Annotated in this window: 16 protein-coding genes; 1 reads left to right on the top strand and 15 read right to left on the bottom strand. The window is 31.1% G+C overall.

The window, feature by feature from the left end; translation table 11 throughout:
* Positions 1–7 precede the first annotated feature (7 nt).
* Both ACHRV0_RS08460 and mnmA read right to left on the bottom strand, forming a co-directional pair.
* Positions 8–1,609 (bottom strand): S8 family serine peptidase, encoded by a 1,602-nt coding sequence (locus tag ACHRV0_RS08460; RefSeq protein ID WP_395440510.1) that lies wholly within the window; start codon positions 1,607–1,609, stop codon positions 8–10.
* A gap of 42 nt (positions 1,610–1,651) precedes the next feature.
* Positions 1,652–2,839, bottom strand: coding sequence for a tRNA 2-thiouridine(34) synthase MnmA (mnmA, locus tag ACHRV0_RS08455; protein WP_395440509.1), 1,188 nt, complete (start codon positions 2,837–2,839; stop codon positions 1,652–1,654).
* A 141-nt stretch (positions 2,840–2,980) separates the two neighbouring features.
* Here mnmA and ACHRV0_RS08450 point away from each other — a divergent pair, with 141 nt between their 5' ends.
* Entirely contained in the window at positions 2,981–4,858 is a 1,878-nt protein-coding gene (locus ACHRV0_RS08450; RefSeq protein ID WP_395440508.1) for a PEP/pyruvate-binding domain-containing protein, read from the top strand.
* Here ACHRV0_RS08450 and ACHRV0_RS08445 read toward each other — a convergent pair whose 3' ends face one another.
* The 13 genes from ACHRV0_RS08445 to ACHRV0_RS08385 form a co-directional block, all read right to left on the bottom strand.
* A complete protein-coding gene (locus ACHRV0_RS08445; protein WP_395440507.1) occupies positions 4,859–5,416 on the bottom strand; it encodes a DUF4956 domain-containing protein in 558 nt (185 codons plus the stop codon).
* A gap of 176 nt (positions 5,417–5,592) precedes the next feature.
* Positions 5,593–6,309 carry a toxin-antitoxin system YwqK family antitoxin gene (locus ACHRV0_RS08440; protein ID WP_395440506.1) on the bottom strand — a complete coding sequence of 239 codons (717 nt, stop codon included), beginning with the start codon at positions 6,307–6,309 and terminating at the stop codon, positions 5,593–5,595.
* A gap of 95 nt (positions 6,310–6,404) precedes the next feature.
* Positions 6,405–8,315, bottom strand: a complete 1,911-nt coding sequence (gene yidC, locus ACHRV0_RS08435; protein WP_395440505.1) for a membrane protein insertase YidC — start codon at positions 8,313–8,315, stop codon at positions 6,405–6,407.
* 79 nt (positions 8,316–8,394) lie between these two features.
* Positions 8,395–10,008, bottom strand: coding sequence for a CTP synthase (locus ACHRV0_RS08430; RefSeq protein WP_089055120.1), 1,614 nt, complete (start codon positions 10,006–10,008; stop codon positions 8,395–8,397).
* 255 nt (positions 10,009–10,263) lie between these two features.
* Entirely contained in the window at positions 10,264–10,986 is a 723-nt protein-coding gene (locus ACHRV0_RS08425; RefSeq protein ID WP_395440504.1) for a tetratricopeptide repeat protein, read from the bottom strand.
* A gap of 49 nt (positions 10,987–11,035) precedes the next feature.
* Positions 11,036–12,361, bottom strand: a complete 1,326-nt coding sequence (locus ACHRV0_RS08420; RefSeq protein ID WP_395440503.1) for an HlyD family efflux transporter periplasmic adaptor subunit — start codon at positions 12,359–12,361, stop codon at positions 11,036–11,038.
* On the bottom strand, positions 12,354–14,540 hold the full coding sequence (locus tag ACHRV0_RS08415) for a peptidase domain-containing ABC transporter (protein ID WP_395440502.1): 2,187 nt from the start codon (positions 14,538–14,540) through the stop codon (positions 12,354–12,356). Before ACHRV0_RS08415 ends, ACHRV0_RS08420 begins: the two co-directional genes overlap by 8 nt.
* 9 nt (positions 14,541–14,549) lie before the next feature.
* Entirely contained in the window at positions 14,550–15,134 is a 585-nt protein-coding gene (locus tag ACHRV0_RS08410) for a hypothetical protein (RefSeq protein ID WP_395440501.1), read from the bottom strand.
* Positions 15,135–15,238: 104 nt separating this feature from the next.
* Complete coding sequence (locus ACHRV0_RS08405; protein ID WP_395440500.1) at positions 15,239–15,487, bottom strand: hypothetical protein; 249 nt, start codon at positions 15,485–15,487, stop codon at positions 15,239–15,241.
* Between the two features lie 605 nt (positions 15,488–16,092).
* Complete coding sequence (locus tag ACHRV0_RS08400; RefSeq protein ID WP_395440499.1) at positions 16,093–16,650, bottom strand: hypothetical protein; 558 nt, start codon at positions 16,648–16,650, stop codon at positions 16,093–16,095.
* Complete coding sequence (locus ACHRV0_RS08395) at positions 16,647–17,204, bottom strand: hypothetical protein (protein WP_395440498.1); 558 nt, start codon at positions 17,202–17,204, stop codon at positions 16,647–16,649. Before ACHRV0_RS08395 ends, ACHRV0_RS08400 begins: the two co-directional genes overlap by 4 nt.
* Positions 17,205–17,236: 32 nt before the next feature.
* Complete coding sequence (locus tag ACHRV0_RS08390) at positions 17,237–18,535, bottom strand: hypothetical protein (protein ID WP_395440497.1); 1,299 nt, start codon at positions 18,533–18,535, stop codon at positions 17,237–17,239.
* Positions 18,536–18,732: 197 nt separating this feature from the next.
* On the bottom strand, positions 18,733–18,969 hold the full coding sequence (locus ACHRV0_RS08385; RefSeq protein WP_395440496.1) for a DUF3820 family protein: 237 nt from the start codon (positions 18,967–18,969) through the stop codon (positions 18,733–18,735).
* Positions 18,970–19,026 lie beyond the last annotated feature (57 nt).

Genomic DNA, 19,026 nt, shown 5'->3' with positions numbered 1-19,026 from the left:
TGGGCTGTTATTGTTTAATTATTTTTCCTGTTTTATGCAGACCTTCACTATCAAAAATATAAAAGTAAAGTCCGCTGGTTAGAGTTTCTACAGAAAGTAATGGATTTTGATTGGTGATTTCTTTTTCTATCAATTTCTGCCCTAAAATAGAGTAAATTGATACTGATGCTTTAGGATTAGTAAATGAGAAAGAAATATTTGTTTGAACTGGATTTGGATAGACCAAAAAATCGGAAGTAGATTGAAACGCTTCTACACCCAGAGTTGAGCCAAAGTTTGGAATTCCATACCCATAATTATTATCAGGATTTGTATAGCGATCTGCAGACTGCAGTATCATTTGTCTAATTTCTTTGTTGTTTTTTAATGGAAAAGCCTGCCATAAACAAGCTGCCATTCCTGCCATTATTGGACAAGCAAAAGAAGTTCCGTTTGCTGTTCCAATATTTCCTGCTGCATTAGAAACAACTGCCGCAACACCTTGTGCCATAACATCCGGCTTAATTCGATTATCAAAACTTGGTCCGATAGAACTTGAACCGGCTTTTGTTTTTGAAGCATTAACTGAACCTACGGTAATAACTGAAACTGCATCTGCGGGGCCGCCAATATGCGGTTCTGCAGTTGTTCCTTCGTTTCCGGCTGCAGCCAAAACAATTATTCCCTTACTAAAAGCTATTTCTGCACCTCTTGAAATAAAATTTGTTGTGCCATTCATATCGCTGTAGGTATGACTATAACTTGGCTCGTCATATCCAAAATACCCTAATGAGGTTGTAATAATATCAGCTCCAAAAGCATCTGCCTGCTCAGCCGCTTCAACCCAATACGATTCTTCAACAGGATTCTCGCTGGCATTATCTTCTGTAATAAACAAATAATAAGAAGCATCTGGTGCAGTTCCCACCAAAGAATTTTCAGTATAACCGCCCATTGTAGATAAAACTGAGGTTCCATGACTATTCCCAGAATAAAAATCAGCACTTCTATTTACATAGTCGTAACCGCCTAAAATCAAATTATTATCTCTTAATCTCTTAAAAGGCTGTGTTGTATTTACTCCCGGAAAACCTCCGTCTAAAACAGCAATTATTTTACCTGAACCTGTATAGTTTTGTTGATGCAGTACTTGCCCATTCAACATTTGAATTTGATTTGCAGAATTCCCGTAAGCGTAATCAATTGTAGTATTTAGCTTTTCTTTTGTTTTTGCCGCAGCATGAGCCGCCGCAGGTTTTGCTGTTGTGTTCAAAGCTTTATTAGCAAAAACTATTTTATCAATAAAGGTAAATGATTTTAACGCCGTTATATTTACTTGCGTTCCTCTAACGTGAATTGCATTAAGCCATTTTGACTGCGCCATTACAGAAATCCCCGTGCTTGCTTTAACCTGATTTACATAGGTTATCTCAATAGGAACATCTGAAACATTTAAGGCAATATTTTGTTTTGTACGACGGTCTAAAGCTCGTTGTGATAATGTTTGCGATGGATTATTAAAAAAGTCCTGAGCATTTGGCTTTCCTGTAAAATATACCCAAGCATCTTCACCTTGAGCAAATGCCAAAGTGGAAACGAATATTAAAAGAAAAACAAAATAATGTCGCATAAATACTTTTTTAAAAGGAAAACCCCGTAAAAAAGTATAAAGCTAAGAAATTACTCCCGAACCAACTAATTCATTTTCTAAATACCAAGCTACAAACTGACCTTCGGTAATGGCAGATTGAGGCTCTTCAAAACGAACATACATTCCATCTTCAAATTGATGCAAAGTGGCTTTTTGCAAAGGCTGACGGTAACGAATTCTAGCCATTACTTCCATCGTTTCACCAGTTTTCAAAGTCAAATCTGTGCGAATCCAATGTATTTCAGATTTCCCAACAAACAAGGCTTTTTTAAATAAACCTGGATGATTGCTCGTTAATCCTGTATAAATAGTATTGGTATCAACATCAGTCGCAATAACAAACAAAGGATCTGTGGTACCTCCAACATTTAAACCTTTTCGTTGTCCGTTAGTAAAATAATGTGCTCCTTGATGATTACCCATTATTTTTCCCATTGTTGGAATATATTTCGGTTTTTGAGCTTCTAATTTTAATTCTTCTTCAAGTGATAAACCAGTTGGTTTTTCGATATTGTAAATTGGATCGTTTTTATCGATCTGAACAATTTTACCTTCTTTTGGCTGTAATTTTTGCTGTAAAAATTCTGGCAGGCGTACTTTTCCAATAAAGCATAATCCTTGCGAATCTTTCTTTTCGGCTGTAACCAATTCCATTTCAGCAGCTATTTCACGAACTTCTGGTTTAGTTAAAGCTCCAATTGGGAACAAAGCTTTTGATAATTGTTCTTGCGATAATTGACATAAAAAGTAAGATTGATCTTTGTTTACATCATTTCCGGCAACTAATTGACATACCGTTTTTCCATTAACTTCAATTTCACTTTTTTGGCAATAATGTCCAGTTGCAACATAATCTGCACCAAGACTTAATGCAATTTTCATAAAAACATCAAATTTGATTTCGCGATTACAAAGAACATCAGGATTTGGAGTTCTTCCTTTTTCATATTCATTGAACATATAGTCAACGATTTTTTCTTTGTATTGTTCGCTTAAATCAACAGTTTGAAACGGTATGCCAAGTTTTTCAGCTACTAATAAAGCATCATTACTATCTTCTAACCAAGGACATTCGTTAGAAATAGTAACTGAGTCATCGTGCCAATTTTTCATAAAAAGCCCAATAACTTCGTATCCTTGCTGCTGTAATAAATAAGCTGCAACACTAGAATCTACTCCACCTGAAAGACCAACAACTACACGTTTCATTTTAAAATGTTTATATTTTACAAGGGTGCAAAGGTAAGCCAAATTATAGATAATTGCAGTAGTTTTAATTGGTTTATATAATCCTGCGGTAGATAAAACTTATTGTTTAATTAATTACTTTTATTATTCAATAAAATCGTCATGCAAAAATACATTTACACTCTGTTATTCTATTTTGTTTTGATGTCTTTAAGTGCTCAAAAGCACTCGTCAACGCTATCAGATTATGAAGCTTTTAAGGCATTTAGAGGAAAACCTTTGTCTGATAAATTTTCGAATATAGAATCTGTAAAAGTAATCTATGATTTACGAAAACAGAAAATGTATTATTTCAACAGTACGTTGATTCCTCTTCATTATGATTTCGCACTAAATTATCTGCATTACAATCAAGATTTAGAAGTTTTTAATAATGAAAACTACAGCAATACTCAAAAAGACCGTGATTTTTTACTCGGAAATTTAAATCATATTAAAGGAACTGACAAATGGATTTTTGAATTGGCAGCTTCAGATCATATGCCGATTCCGCTTATAGAACGTTTTTTTAATCTTGTAACAAACTCGACTTTTATTGGAAAAAATTTAAAATTCTATTTGAACAATCCCGAGCAAATGGAATGGTTTCAGCAGAATAAGTTTAAAATTCCCTGCGTAAAATCAGATTATATTTTTAATGAACTTATCTACCAAGAAGTGGTTTCTGGGAATAATGTCGGCATTTTAAAACAATACAAAATCAAAGATTTAGGAAGCCGAAAACCAAACTCAAACGAAATTGTAATTTTAGACGGTACACCCGATGTTTTACCCAACGTAAGAGGGATTATTGTAAATGAGCTGCAAACACCGCTGAGCCATTTAGTTCTATTAGGCAAAAACCGAAAGATTCCTATTATGGCTTATACAAAGGTTTTTAAAGATGAAAACATCAATAAACTGCTTTCAAAAAAAGTGGAATTAAAAATTGAGGTTGATACTTTTTTCATCAAAGAAACCGATAAAAAGATAGTAGAAAAGGTAAATTCAAAAAAGAAGAAACTTACTATTGACAACACCGTTACTGATCTCGTTGATTTATCAAAAATCCCAAAAAAGGGAGTGAATTATATTGGATCAAAAGCTCAAAATATGGCATATTTGATAGCTGTTTCGAAAGAAATTCCATTTAAAACACCAGAAAATGCACATGCAATTCCGTTTTATTTTTATACAAAACACATTCAGAAAGAATCAATTTCACCATTAATAAATGACCTTTTAAATTCTTCAAAAAAAGATTCAACTGTTTGGGTAAACAAGCAATTGAAAAAAATTAGAGATGCCATTAAAAAAGAACCTGTCGACCCTGAATTAATAGCAAAATTAAATCTTGTTTTTAAAAATGCTCAATTCAAAAATTTTAGATTTCGCTCCTCAACTAATGCCGAAGATCTTGATGATTTTAATGGCGCAGGATTATACGATTCTAAAACCGGAATTTTAGGCGACAGTATTAAAACTTTTGAAAAAGCGATTAAACAAGTCTGGGCAAGTGTTTGGAACGAGGCTTCCTATAACGAAAGAGAACTTTTTGGAATCGATCAGCATAATATTGCAATGGGAGTTTTAGTACACCGCTCTTTTCCTGATGAATTAGCCAATGGTGTTATCATTACAAAAAACATCTTTAGAGAAAACTTTCCAGGTATTACAGTCAATATCCAAAAAGGCGAAAACTCTGTTGTAAAACCCGAAAAAGGCGAAATCTGTGAGCAATTTGTTGCTTATCATTTTAATTCTGGAACTAATGATGACGATTTTGATATTGATTATACTTCGATTTCAAATTTAAACAATAACGAGCCTTTGCTGAGCCGAAAAGAAATGAGCAGGCTTTTTCTTGTGAGCAGTAAAATTGAAGAAAAAATGTATCGTTACTGGCGAAAAAACACCTATCATCCAGTTGATATCGAATTTAAAATTGTGGGAGAAAACAGAGATCTTTATATCAAACAGGTTAGACCGTTTAACGAATAATCAATAAAAAACCAACAGATCGATTTCGTTTGAAACGGTATTGACCAAAACAATTTTAAAGTCAAAATCTTCAAGATTAATTTTTTCTTGAATTGCTTTTCTAACATTTCCATTCTCTAAAGAAAAATTACTTATCAGCGGGATTTTTACATCTACAGTATTCAAATACTTTGAAGCTTTTTTATTGACTATCATCGAAGCTGCGATATAAAAACCGATTATTATAAGTTGAAAAAATAAAAGAATCTCTATTTTTTCGAAAGGATACATAATATCTAAAATCGAAAGCGTTATGGTAGCAAAAAGAAAAATTATTGCATTTACAGTAAAAGATTGTGTTCTAAATCTTAGAATAGAAAAAATGGCAAACAAGCCAAAACCAATTCCAACTCCAATTTCAATTTTAGTAAACAAATAACATAGTGAAAAAGTACAAAGTCCAACAATAACCATCAGTGGATTTATGGTTTCATTATCTTTTCTGTTAGAGAAAAAATACAAAAGCAGAATTGAAAAAAACAATAGTAAAAATCGTCCAACAAGTTCGTTTAAATCCATTTACTTAAAGTATTAGTAAATCAAATTTAGAAAAAAGTTTGCTACAAATTTCTAATTTTAGATTAAACAAAAAAAGTCTGCCACGAATTACACCAATTTGCACAAATTTTCATTAAAAAAACAATTCGTGGAAATTAGGGAAATTCGCGGCAAAAAAATACGCTGCAGTAAATTCTTTATTCTTTTATTGGTTTTGAGTCTGCTTGATAACTACTTTTAGGATCACTCATATTAACTTCTTTCAATAGCTTTCCGTTGGTATAAAACTGCCACATTCCAGCTTTTTTACCGTTTACAAACTTCCCTTTTGAAGCTACTGCTCCATCAGAATCATAAAAAACAGCATCTCCGTTATACAAATTATCTTTATAAGTTGTTTGTTCTAAAAGTTTTCCATTTTGCCCGTATTTTTTATAAACCCCATCTTTAGATCCATTCTTATAGGTCATTTCTTCGGCAATTTTCGAATCAGGATAATAAATTAATTTCATCCCTTCCAATTTTCCATTTTTGTAGTTTTCAAGCATCATAACTACTTTAGAAGCTTTATGATAATACTTCCATTCGCCTTCATGCGCTTTTCCAACCTCTTTGCCTTCGCTTACCTTATTTTTACTCTGATCAAAAAATGTAGTGTACGAACTTCCATCATTTGCTGTAAAATCACGTGTTGCAATAACATCGCCTTTTTTGGTATCATCAAAAAATTTAAAAACACCTGTCTCTTTTCCGTGACTGAATGTTCCTTCATAACGAGGACGTTTAGATACTTCATAAACTCCTTTCCAAACTCCATCTTTCTTACCATTTGCGTCATTTTTATTAAAATCTTGTGCAGATAAAAAACAGGTGCTTAAGAAAAGTAATCCTACTATTATTTTTTTATAAATCATATTGTAATCAATTTTAAACTTTAACGAAAATGAGGTTCATAAAGTATAGCATAGATATAAAAAAATCTCGACTGAATCGAGATTTTTTTACTTTCTTATTTCTTTTTATTCTGTGCTTTTGCAGCTTCTTGCTGCTCCATTACATCTTGAAGACGCTGCTGAAACTTACTTGGTTTCTTTGGCTCTCTCAATTTGTTTTCTTGAATTTGAGCATGAATTTTATCGCTGTCTACAATGTAGTTTTTAATTACAAACATGATTCCTATTGTAATTAAATTAGAGATAAAGTTGTATAAACTTAAACCAGCACCATAACTATTGAAGAAAATTAACATCATTAATGGCGAAACATAAATCATGATTTTCATCATTTTTGCCATGTCCGGCATACCTTCTTGCTGAGGCGCTGCCATTTGTTGATCTCCTGAAGTCATTTTCATATAGAAGAAAATTGCAATTGCCGCCAAAATTGGGAACAAACTAATATGATCACCATACAATGGAATATGAAAAGGCAGCTTTGCAATTGCATCAAAAGATGATAAATCGTCTGCCCAAAGGAAACCTTTTTGTCTCAACTCAAAAGCTGATGGAAAGAACTGGAATGATGCATACATAAATGGAAGCTGGATCAATGCCGGGATACATCCTGCCATTGGGTTAACCCCTGCTTTATTGTAAAGTTTCATTGTTTCTTGTTGTTTCTTCATTGGGTCTTTTTTGAATTTTTCTCCCAACTCTGTAATCTCTGGACGTAAAACTTTCATTTTAGCCTGTGACAAGAATGACTTATAAGTAATTGGCGACATAGCCAATTTAATAATTATTGTAAAAATGATAATAGCAATTCCTAAAGACAATCCAACTGTTGAACTTAAGAATCCAAATAATGGAATAAAAATAAGTCTATTAATCCAACCGAAAATTCCCCAACCTAAAGGAATGATTTTCTCAAAATTTTTATCGTACGATTTTAATACTTTATAATCTGCTGGTCCAAAATACCAACTCATTTTATAATCAACTTCACCATTAGAAAACGCTAAAGGCACATTGGTTTTAAATTGTTTAGTGAAAACAGTATCGATTTTTTCATCATTTACCAAATTAGTAGACTCTAATTTAGAAGTTGCAAATGGTTTTTCAGTTAACAAAATAGATGTGAAAAAGTGTTGTTTGTAAGCTATAAAACTTACTTTTTCAACAGTTTCTTCTTCATGTTTACCTAAACCTGCATAATTTATCTTACCATCTTCATGCTCATAATAAATTTCAGCATAACGGTTTTCATAAGAAATACTCTTTTCGTTTCTATATGTCTTTAAATCCCATTCTAAATCCAATGGCTTAGCAGAATTTAAAACTCTATTTAATCCTTGAGAACGGATATCAAAACCAACTAAATAATCGTTTGGTTTTAATACATATTTGTACTCTAAGAATTCATTAGCTCCCGCTTTCAAACGCATCGATAAAACCTGATCTGCACCAATTTTTTCTAAAGTTGGTTCAAAAAATAAATCTTTAGAATTTAAAGTTCTATTGTCAATCGTTTGTAACTTAATATTTAAACTAGCATTATTATCTTTGATTAATTCAACTAATTGTCCTGAATTTTTCTCAAATTTTTTGAATTCTTTAAGCGTAGCTTCAACTATATAACCACCTTTATTAGCGATTTTAAGTTTAATCTTTTCGTTTTCAATTGTTGTAAAAGACTCTTTTGCAGAAGGAAGTGCAGCTGAATATGCGAAACCACCTAATGTTTTTTGCAATTGCGCTAATTGTAATGTATCACCAGGAGTTGATGCAACGGTTGATGCAACAGCAGTTTTTGCTTTATCGGCCTGAGCTTGAGCTTCTTGTTTAGCAACTAATTCTTTCTTGGCTTTCTCAGCAGCAATTTCTTTCTCAGAAGGCTGATTTTGATACATTATCCAAATCAAAATTCCGAATATCAATACAAAACCAATGATTGAATTAAGGTCTATTTTTTTTTCTTCCATTATAATTTAAAAAAGTTATTCGTTGAAGCTATTAGTAATGAGTTTAACTCAAAAGTTACATCTTCTAGAATATTAATTATTATTTTTTATGCGCATTTACTGCAGCTGCCACAAAGTTTACGAAAATTGGATGTGGGTTTGCAACTGTACTCTTATATTCTGGATGGTATTGTACACCAATAAAGAATGGGTGATTTTCCAGCTCTACAATCTCTACTAATCCTGTATCAGGATTAACTCCAGAAGCTTTTAAACCTGCTTTTTGCAATTCATCAGCATATTTGTTATTGTACTCATAACGGTGACGGTGACGCTCTGAAATTGTTGTTTCACCATATATTTTATGTGCTAAAGTATTTGGTTTAATATCACATTTCCAAGCTCCAAGACGCATTGTACCACCTTTGTCCGTAACTGTTTTTTGCTCTTCCATTAAATTTACAACTGGATGAGCTGTTTTTTCATTCATCTCTGTTGAGTTAGCATCTGCATAACCTAAAATATTTCTAGAATATTCGATAACAGACATCTGCATTCCTAAACAAATTCCGAAAAACGGAATGTTATTTTCACGTGCATAACGAACTGCTTCAATTTTTCCTTCAATACCTCTTTCTCCAAAACCTGGAGCAACTAAAACTCCATCAAGAGTTCCTAATTTCTCTTCGATATTATCAGCATTAATATGCTCTGAGTGAATAGAAATTACGTTTACTTTAGTTTCATTTGCAGCTCCTGCATGAATAAACGCCTCTAAAATAGATTTGTAACAATCCTGCATTTCTACATATTTTCCAATCAAACCAATATTAACGGTATGTTTTGGATTTTTTAATCTGCGTAAAAAAGTATTCCAGTTTTTTAAATCTGGAGACGCTTTTTTAGGTAAATCTAATTTTTTCAAAGCCACAACATCTAATCCTTCTTCAAGCATTAAATTTGGAACTTCGTATATTGTTGAAGCATCGATCGATTGAATTACTGCTTCTTTTTTAACATTGCAAAACAAAGCTAGTTTTTGACGTAATTCCTGAGACAATTCATGCTCTGTTCTACATACTAAAATATCAGCTTTAATACCGCTTTCCATCAATGTTTTTACAGAGTGCTGTGTTGGTTTTGTTTTCAACTCACCTGCGGCAGCCAAATAAGGAACTAATGTTAAATGAATAACAATTCCGTTATTTTCACCTAATTCCCAAACTAATTGACGAACAGATTCTATATAAGGTAAAGATTCAATATCGCCTACAGTTCCACCAATTTCAGTAATAACAATATCGTAATCGCCAGATTTACCCAGCAATTGCATTCTGTCTTTGATTTCGTTTGTAATATGAGGAACAACTTGAACTGTTTTTCCTAGAAACTCTCCTCTTCTTTCTTTTTCAATTACCGAAAGATAAACTCTTCCTGTAGTTACGTTATTTGCCTGAGAAGTAGGAACATTCAAGAAACGTTCGTAGTGACCTAAATCTAAATCTGTTTCAGCTCCATCATCAGTTACATAACATTCTCCATGCTCATACGGATTCAAAGTACCTGGATCCACGTTAATATACGGGTCAAATTTTTGAATTGTTGTACGATATCCTCTTCCTTGTAACAATTTTGCTAAAGATGCCGCGATAATACCTTTTCCTAATGAAGAAGTCACACCTCCTGTAACAAAAATATATTTTGTTTGATTCATTCTGTTGTTGTTTGTATGTAGTTGTGTAAAAAACTTGGCAAAAGTACAAATTTAATTAGACAATTTATCAATTCGAGAATGAGATAATTTGCAAATTTTTAAACAGAACGATTACTTGGTTTTGTAATCGATAATTTTAACTTTTTATTAGAGATTTTTTTGAGGATTATCTCTAAAAAGATATTGTGTAGTTTATTTTTCTATAAAATTCGATTTTAATAAAGCTTGCTTTTTTCATGAAACGAAAGTACTATTCTAAAAACTTAATGGAATAGCCCATTTTTCCCATAAATCTACATTTACACCTTTATTTTTAGCTGAAATATAGCTGGCCGAATTTTTAAAAACAGACATAACCTCATCTTTGATAGCTGAAACATCTTCCTGATTTCCTGTAACTTTAAGCACTTCTATATTTAAAGCATCAGCCTTACTTATTCCTATTTGTACATATACCTTTCGACCTACTGCTTTCTTCCCTAGTATCTTAGAATTCCTTAATTCCTTTGCGATATAATTAACGAATTTTGAACTTAACACTCCTTTTTCACAAAGTAAATACTCTTTATCTTTATAGATAAATTTAGGCTTTTCGTCAACATCGTTTACTGACATGATTGAACCATTTCTAAAATTCGGGCAATTTTCTTTTATTGCCTTTAATGCTTCTCCGTCATTCAATAAATAAGCCTGATAAAAATGTTCGCAGGCATTTTCGCGCTCTCCCAACGCTAGCTCAGAAGCGGCTAGATTATACCAAAAATTTCTATTTTTCTCATCAAGCTTTACTGCTTGTGAATAAATATCTTTTGCTAATGTAAAGTTATTTTCTGAAAAAGCTTTTTCGCCATCAATCATAATTTTCTTTTCATCACTAGTCTGAGAAAAAGAACTTTGAGTAAACAAAATAACAAATAAATGCAACTTTAAAAAATTTCCAACATTTCTTTGCTTTAATTTAAAAACTGATATTTTCACTTGTCTATTTTTTTTAAAATAACTCTTTTCATTTCCAAATTAACAAAGACTATTTCAATTTATATCTCAAATTATCAAAAAATCGTTCTATTAATCTTCTATCTTCCGTAACAATTTCTGCAGTTCCTTTTGCTTCGGCATGAAAGTTTAATTCTACCCCATAATTGGTTTTCAAACCTGATGGCAGAATAACATCTACAAGATAAGAATTGATTTTATTCTGGTTATCTGAAAGCGTTTGTTGATTTGTTGCAAGTGAAATCCTTTTCACCTTTCCTTTTATTGAGCCATACTCATTATACGGATAATTATTCAACTTAATAATTACACCTTGCCCAGCCTTTACTTTTCCTGCACCATTTTCTGGTAAATTAACCTGACCTATTAATTCATTATTGTCTGGCACGATTTTAAACAATTCTTGTCCCGATTGAATATAGTCGTTACTTTTAATAAAATTCAAAAAATCGACTTTACCATTAATAGGAGAGACAAAAACATAAGTACGTTCCCATTTTTTTACGGCATCTATTAAATCATAGTAACTGTTGAACAAATTAACAACTAGTTCTCTTTCTTTTACCGCTTTTTCAATTGCGATAACTTGGCTTTTGTTTTGAGTTTCTTTTATTTGATAATTTGTATTATTAATTTCTTTGTCAATAGCATTGTAGTCCAAAATACTATTGGCTTTTGCAATAATAGATCGCTCAATATCTGCTTTTGAAGTTACCTCTTTCTCAAACAATATCGAATCCTTTTTGAAAAGACTCTGCGATATTTTGTATTTGATTTCTTGATTTTTAAAATCGCTTTTTAATTGAGAAAACTTACTTTGCTGTAACTCCAATAACTTTTGATTTATCTGCTTTTGAAACTCATAAGGCTGTTGTACTGAGTAATCTAAATATTGATATAGTGAATTTAAAAAATTAAAATATTTGTTGTTTATTTCACCCAAAGATAAATTTTCAGGAAACAAATGACGATGTTCATTGTAAGTAATCTGGTGAATATTAGTCTTAAAGAGCAACTTATCTAATAATTGAACATCATTTAAATTTGCTTCATTCTTTATATACGCTAAATATGTTCCTGCATTTACTTTTACTCCTGATTTGTTTTTTAATAAAATGATATTTCCCGAAGTCGAAGCAATCAGCTTTACTGGAGCTTGTTGTGTATTGATAACAATCTGCCCGGATAAAATTGATGGATATTTAATTAACCAGCCAAAGAGAAGCAAAAGCAAAACCAATCCAATAACAATTCCGCTGATTGTTGTACCAAATTTAGTTGGCATTCTTTCGATTATTGAAGCAGCTTCTTCAGTTCTATTTTCATTAAGTGTTTTATGAAATCCTTTACTAGCCATTTACCGTATCTCCCATTTGCGTTTTAACTAATTGATAATAGTGCCCGTTTTCGCGAGTCATTAACATATCATGATTTCCTATTTCGGTGATATATCCATTTTTCAATACTATAATTTGATCTGCTTTGCGAATTGTACTTAATCTATGCGCTACAACAATTACAGTTTTATTTTTAAATATTTCTTCCAATGCAACAACAATTTTTTGTTCATTAATGACATCAAGTGAATTAGTTGCTTCATCAAAAAACAGATAATCGGGATCTTTATACAAAGCTCTTGCAATAAGAACACGCTGTTTTTGTCCGCCACTCAGGCCTCTTCCATTTTCTCCCATCATTGTTTGATACCCTTTTGGCATTGCTTCAATTTCAGTTGCTATGTTTGCAGCTGTTACTGCTTTTTTCAATCTTTCATAATCAATATTTTCATCGTCTAAAACAATATTATTTTGAATAGTATCACTAAAAATCTTACCATCCTGCATTACTGCACCACAACTTTCTCTCCACTGTTTTAAATTAATATTCTGGATATTTAAATTTCCCATCGAAAGTTCTCCATGAGTAGGTTTGTACAATCTTAGAATTAATTTCAACAAAGTGGTTTTTCCGCTTCCGCTGTCACCAACAATTGCAGTAACCTTACCTTCAGGAATCATGAGCGATAGATTACTTAAAATATAATCACCATTACGACTATACTGAAAACTTACATTTCTTAAAAACAAACTTTTATTCTCTGGCAGTTTTATATTATTATTAATATCATTTTCTTCTTCGTTCTCCAATTCATGAATTTCATTTAAGCGTAAGAAACTTATCTTAGCATATTGCCCTGATTGTATAAAAGAAATAAACTGCATAACGGGTCCATTTAACATTCCAATTATAAATTGAGTAGAGATCATTACCCCAAAAGTTATATCGCCTTTGATTACAGATTTTGCGCAATAAAAGGTAATTACCAAATTGGTTAATTGATTGATAAATTGTGCTCCCAGATTTTGGGCATTTGTAATTCGTAATATCTTTTGATCAATTTTAAACAATTGAACCTGCAAAGCTTCCCATTTCCATCTTTTCTGCTTTTCGTAATTATTGATTTTAATATCCTGAATACTTCCTATTGTTTCTACCCAATAACTTTGATTTTTAGTATGAACATCAAAATACTCCCAATCCAGTTTTTTTCTAAATCTCAAAAAGAATAAGACCCAGCTAATAAATAATATACTCCCAATGACATAAATCAAACATAAAATAGGGCTGTATATAAACAAAATAATTCCAAAAATGAAAAAGGTTAAAATGGAAAAAATAAAATTAAGAGAATTATTCATTATAAAATCACGAATACGTTCATGATCTTGTGCTCGCTGTAAAATATCTCCAATTAATTTATTCTCGAAGAAAGTAATTGGCAGTTTCATTAATTTAATTAGATAGTCTGATATTAATGAAATATTGATTCTTGAGGTAAGATGAAGCAAGATCCAATCACGTATCATATTGCTTAGCAGAATACTGACAATGATTGTGATATTAGCAATTAGAACAAGATCAATAAAATCTAAATCGTTAGTCTGAATTCCAACATCTATAACGGCTTTTGAAATAAAAGGCAAAAATGCCTGTAAAACTGTTACGATCAGCATTACCACAAATAAGTTTATAAAACTTTTTTTGTAAGGGGTAAAATAACCTAAGAAATTTTCAAATGTTTTTCGTCTTTCAATTTTATCATTTATTGAACGCTGTTTAAAATCAGCCATTGGCTCTATTGCTAAAACTGCTCCGGTTTTAGATTCTTTCAGCCAGCCATTTTTAAAATTTTCATGAGAGTATTTCAATAAACCCTTTGCAGGATCTGAAACAAATACTTGCTTATGATTTATTTTGTAAACTACAATAAAATGATTATCCTGCCAGTGTATAATACATGGCAGTGGAATTGTTTTTAAGGTATTAAAATCTGTCTTAATACTCTTAGTACGCAGACTTATTTTTTCGCAGGCATCACTTAAATCTAAAAAACTAACTCCTTCTCTAGTAATGCCGCATAAATCGCGTAAAAAAGGCAGGCTGTAAAACCTGCCGTAATATTTAGCAATTATTTTTATACAAGTAGGCCCACAATCTTTTGCATCCAGCTGGTACTCGTGAGGAAAATTGAACATTTATGTATCTTATTTCTTTAGTAATTCAAAAATCTCTCCTTCACTTGTATCATAACGGATCAACCCTTCCTTTTTATCCCAATAAAAAGATTTTAGATATCCTCTTCCAAAGCTTTTCGCATTTATTCCATCTTCAAAAACATATACGTTTGTATATTTTCTTTTAGTTGTTTTTAGTACACACCACGTTTCTTTGGAAAGTAAATTTGCAAATGCTTGTGAATAAGACAAACCAAAAAGCCTAAAACTAGGATTAAAAATTTTATCTGCTTCGTCTTTACTTATAAAAATTCCTCCCTCACAATATGATTCATTATTACAGTTTTTTAACTTAAAAGTAATAAACATTATTTCAGGTTGCATTGGACCTATTCCATAATAATTACAATCACTATTGTTATGTTGTTTTACTTTTTCGGCAACTACAAGAGTATCCAAATGACCTAAATTACTTTTAAAAATCATAGTTTGTCCTTTTTCATAAACTGAAAACCATTCTTTCTCTTCATTGGTCAAGTTTGTTTCTATGCATTTACCACAAGAATTTAAAAGCAGCAGAAATAAAATTAAAATCCAAAATATATTATTTTTCATCTTACCTTGGGTTTGGAACTACTTTTAAGGCTGCTATCATCGTACCTAAGCTATGACCTCCTAAATTATCGCCATTTGTATCCAGTTCATCTCACAACAGAAGCTTATTTTTTACTTTTTGATAAGTATTCATTTGCCAACTCTTTTGTTTTTCGATCTAAAATTTTATTATTAGAAGTAAGAATATCATAAACATCAAATGAAGCTTTCTTATAATTGTATTTGTTAGACATTATCATCGCATGATATAAGAAACCTGTAAACTTTTGCTCTCCAACATAGTATATACCCTTTAATTCATTATATGCAATGGTATCTCCATTATTTAAGGCTAAATTATCTAGACTATCCATTAATTTTTTATTGTATAATTTTTCTCTAAAATAACTTGCAGAATTTGTCGTTTTTGTAGTATCTATACTTTTCTTATTACAAGAAATAATCAGAAAGCTTAAAAAAAGAATATAAAATTTCATGTCTTTTTATCTTAAATTATTATAAATTCTTTTTAAACGCTTCAACTACTAAATCTTTATATTTTTTTGTCTACAGAATATAATGTGCAGAAATTATCATTATTGATTATATAACCTTATAAAATCTTTTATTAACAAAAAAATCAGACCGAGCATAATAATTGTTGTAGCTATATAAAACCTTACAGACAAACTCTTTGAATAGCTGTTTTTCTTACTGAAATCCTTTGGATTATGAACTTTAATTAGCATTATTAACCAAAAAATTACATATACTAATACTAAACAAAAATGCATTATCCAATCTTCATATTTATATTTCATATGTTTTATTGTTGTATAGATCTCATATAATCAACCCAGTGATTTGAAGCTACAGTGTACATCTCTATCAACGCATTATCAGCACCAGCAACTACTCCTCTTTTCTGAATAATCATTTCACAATTTTTAACAACTCAAAAACTTCTCCATCAACCATATCATAGCGAATCAAGCCAGCCTTTTTTATCCCAACAAAAAGATTTCAAAAAATTACTGCCATAACTATTGCAATTTAAGTTATCTTCAAAATAACAAACATCTGAATATTCAAGTTCTACATAATCAAAATTTACTTTTTTAGTTATCATTTTATTTGATCCTGAGTTAAGGGAGAATTCTAACCCAAAAATTCTAAAAAAAGGTAGCGCTTCTTGATTTGGTTGATCTTTACTAATCATTATAATCGCTTCACAGAAATCTTTATTTTTACAAACCTTTGACCTTAAATTAATATTTAACATATTATTCTGAATAGTCCCTATTTCAAACCAGTTACAATCTTTATTCCCAAAAGTTTCCATTTTATCCGTTACTAAAAGAGAATCAATATTACCTAAGTTACTTTTAAAAACTATTGTTTGTCCTTTTTCATAAACAGAGAACCACGCACGTTCTTCTTTTGTCAGGTTGGTTTCTACACATTTACCACAAGAATTTATGACAATAGAAAACAGAATAATGACTAAAACAATTATTCTTCTTTTTAGAACAATCATTTTGTAATTTTTAACAATTCAAAAATCTCCCCCTCATGAGATTCATATCTAATCAAGCCCTCTTTTTTATCCCAATAAAAAGATTTTAAATAATTATTTCCAAAATTATTTGCATTCACTTTATCCTCGAAATATAAAGCATAGGGATATGTTTTATTATTAGAAGTCAATTTTACAGATTTCATTATAGGCTCTTCTGTTTGATATATTTTAGAATACATCAAACCTAAAAAGCTAAAACTAGGAAAACTTTTTTCATCCTGTTTATCTTTACTAATTGAAATCCCACCTGTACAATAGGGCTCATTCCTACAAATTTTAGATTTTAAATCGATATTGATTATATTATTCTGTATTGTTCCAATTTCATACCAGTTACATTCTTTATTTCCAAATATTTCAGTTTTATTAGTTACAACTAAAGTATCAATATTACCTAAATTACTTTTAAAAACTATGATTTGCCCTTTTTCATATGCTTTGAACCATATACGCTCTTCATCTGTTAAATGTGTTTCAACACAATTACATGATGCAAGAATAATTAACATCAAAAAACTCAACCTTTTTATCATCATATAAAATATTATGGATTCTTTTTAAGTGATTCAATCACAGAATCAATACTATGCCCATTTATTGTTCCTGCTGTATTTGTCGGCGATAAAAAATGTTTTTCACCTCCCGCAGTCGGCAATAATAAACTAGATGATTGCAATGCATTTAGTGGATCTGTAGTCATTATATATGCATTAGTATCAGAAATAAATCCAATTCCTAAAACTATTGCTGTTGAATAACTTAAGCCTGCTGCATTAAAAGTCGTTGCACTTTCTCCCGTAGCACGAGCATTGGCTTCCGCCAATCCCCCTCCTAATGAATGACCTGCAAAAGACAAAGCATCTCCAAATAGGGCTTTTAGTGCCTTTGCATTATTTACAGATTCTTGATATTGCAACGAAATTCCTGCCTGTTGAATCACATCAGCAGCTACATCTGCTACACTGCTTTCTGTCCCTGCAGTTACATAACAATATTGCTTTTTTCCGTTTATTGTCTTTTCATACAATTGTGATCTAAAACCAGAACCTAGATTATTGTAACTTAAACCAGTTGCAATTTTTGAAACTTCCCAACCATTAAGATCTTTTTCAGTTACTGCATCTCCATAAACAGCTTTAGACAGGTATGCAGCTTCAAGAGCCGTGGGCTTAAAAGCGCTTCCATGAATAGCCATACCCAACGAAGTTGGCGTCGAAGCCCCATTACTATAAGTATCACTTGTTACACCGGAATTGTTTATAAAAAGTGTCACATTATCAATTACTGTCCCTATAGGTATAGTACTTGGTCCTTTATAGTTGTTTTGTACATTTACATTATCTAATATCGTACCATACAACTGAATATTATTTTGCTGCTGCCCTGCGAGGGTTGTTTCATTTAAAATAAAAGTGAGTGCCTGATCACCAGAAAGCATACCATTATTTTTAAAAGCAAAAGTCAAATAACGATCAATAGCATATGGATCATTTGTTGTTAAACCATTATTAGTAAAACTCCAACCTGCATTGTAATTACTTCCTGAACTGCTTCCTCCATATGAACCTCCTCCATAAGAACCTCCAGTATATGATGAGTTATTATAAGAAGAACTTCCATAAGAACCTAATTGGGAAAAATTATTAGCACTTCCGCTAACAAAAGGACCTTGTCCAAATCCAGTCATCCCAAAGCCGCTGCCACCACTAGAATAATCAAAATCCGTATCATCTGAAGGTCCTAATTGATCCAGTTTATTAGCACCACCTCCAAGAATATTCCTTCTTTCTTCTCTTTTCATATTATTTTCTAATTCTGAAAAATTTACCTTTCTAGTTCTCATACAATATCAAATAAAAGTTAATTCCTACAAACATATACTTTTTTTGGATATAAAAAACAATAAATGTATTTTTTTTCTTATTTTATTAAACAAAAACCATAATGAACCAAATCAAAAGAAGTTTTAAAATGACAATTAATATTATTCCAAAACAAAAAAATCTCATCGTACTTGATGAGATTTTGAAAAATTAAATTTTATTTTAATGACTTAGGATACTGCTTCTTTATATTTCGAATCAGTTCTTCTAACCCGTTTAACTTCAATTCGTAAATAAGCTGTAATTGCTGCCCTAATTCTCCTTTTGGAAATCCTTTATTATGATACCAAACCACATAATATTCAGGTAAATCTATTAAAAAACGACCTTCGTATTTTCCGAAAGGCATTTTGGTATGGGCTAATTTTATGAGAAGTTTTTTGTCTTGTTCCATTTTTTTTAAGAAGAAAGAAGCAAGAGAAGAGAATATAGATTCATTCTCTTTCTTGCT

This window comes from Flavobacterium sp. FlaQc-30 (genome assembly GCF_044005885.1).
Classification (GTDB): Bacteria; Bacteroidota; Bacteroidia; order Flavobacteriales; family Flavobacteriaceae; genus Flavobacterium.
Note: the sequence above shows the minus strand (reverse complement) of the source record. Positions and strands in the feature narration are given on the sequence as shown.

What these genes read in the sequence shown, in the direction of transcription:
- ACHRV0_RS08460 (WP_395440510.1), bottom strand. Translation starts at nt 1,609, where the DNA reads ATGCGACATTATTTTGTTTTTCTTTTAATATTCGTTTCCACTTTGGCA.
- mnmA (WP_395440509.1), bottom strand. Translation starts at nt 2,839, where the DNA reads ATGAAACGTGTAGTTGTTGGTCTTTCAGGTGGAGTAGATTCTAGTGTT.
- ACHRV0_RS08450 (WP_395440508.1), top strand. Translation starts at nt 2,981, where the DNA reads ATGCAAAAATACATTTACACTCTGTTATTCTATTTTGTTTTGATGTCT.
- ACHRV0_RS08445 (WP_395440507.1), bottom strand. Translation starts at nt 5,416, where the DNA reads ATGGATTTAAACGAACTTGTTGGACGATTTTTACTATTGTTTTTTTCA.
- ACHRV0_RS08440 (WP_395440506.1), bottom strand. Translation starts at nt 6,309, where the DNA reads ATGATTTATAAAAAAATAATAGTAGGATTACTTTTCTTAAGCACCTGT.
- yidC (WP_395440505.1), bottom strand. Translation starts at nt 8,315, where the DNA reads ATGGAAGAAAAAAAAATAGACCTTAATTCAATCATTGGTTTTGTATTG.
- ACHRV0_RS08430 (WP_089055120.1), bottom strand. Translation starts at nt 10,008, where the DNA reads ATGAATCAAACAAAATATATTTTTGTTACAGGAGGTGTGACTTCTTCA.
- ACHRV0_RS08420 (WP_395440503.1), bottom strand. Translation starts at nt 12,361, where the DNA reads ATGGCTAGTAAAGGATTTCATAAAACACTTAATGAAAATAGAACTGAA.
- ACHRV0_RS08415 (WP_395440502.1), bottom strand. Translation starts at nt 14,540, where the DNA reads ATGTTCAATTTTCCTCACGAGTACCAGCTGGATGCAAAAGATTGTGGG.
- ACHRV0_RS08410 (WP_395440501.1), bottom strand. Translation starts at nt 15,134, where the DNA reads ATGAAAAATAATATATTTTGGATTTTAATTTTATTTCTGCTGCTTTTA.
- ACHRV0_RS08405 (WP_395440500.1), bottom strand. Translation starts at nt 15,487, where the DNA reads ATGGATAGTCTAGATAATTTAGCCTTAAATAATGGAGATACCATTGCA.
- ACHRV0_RS08400 (WP_395440499.1), bottom strand. Translation starts at nt 16,650, where the DNA reads ATGATTGTTCTAAAAAGAAGAATAATTGTTTTAGTCATTATTCTGTTT.
- ACHRV0_RS08390 (WP_395440497.1), bottom strand. Translation starts at nt 18,535, where the DNA reads ATGAGAACTAGAAAGGTAAATTTTTCAGAATTAGAAAATAATATGAAA.
- ACHRV0_RS08385 (WP_395440496.1), bottom strand. Translation starts at nt 18,969, where the DNA reads ATGGAACAAGACAAAAAACTTCTCATAAAATTAGCCCATACCAAAATG.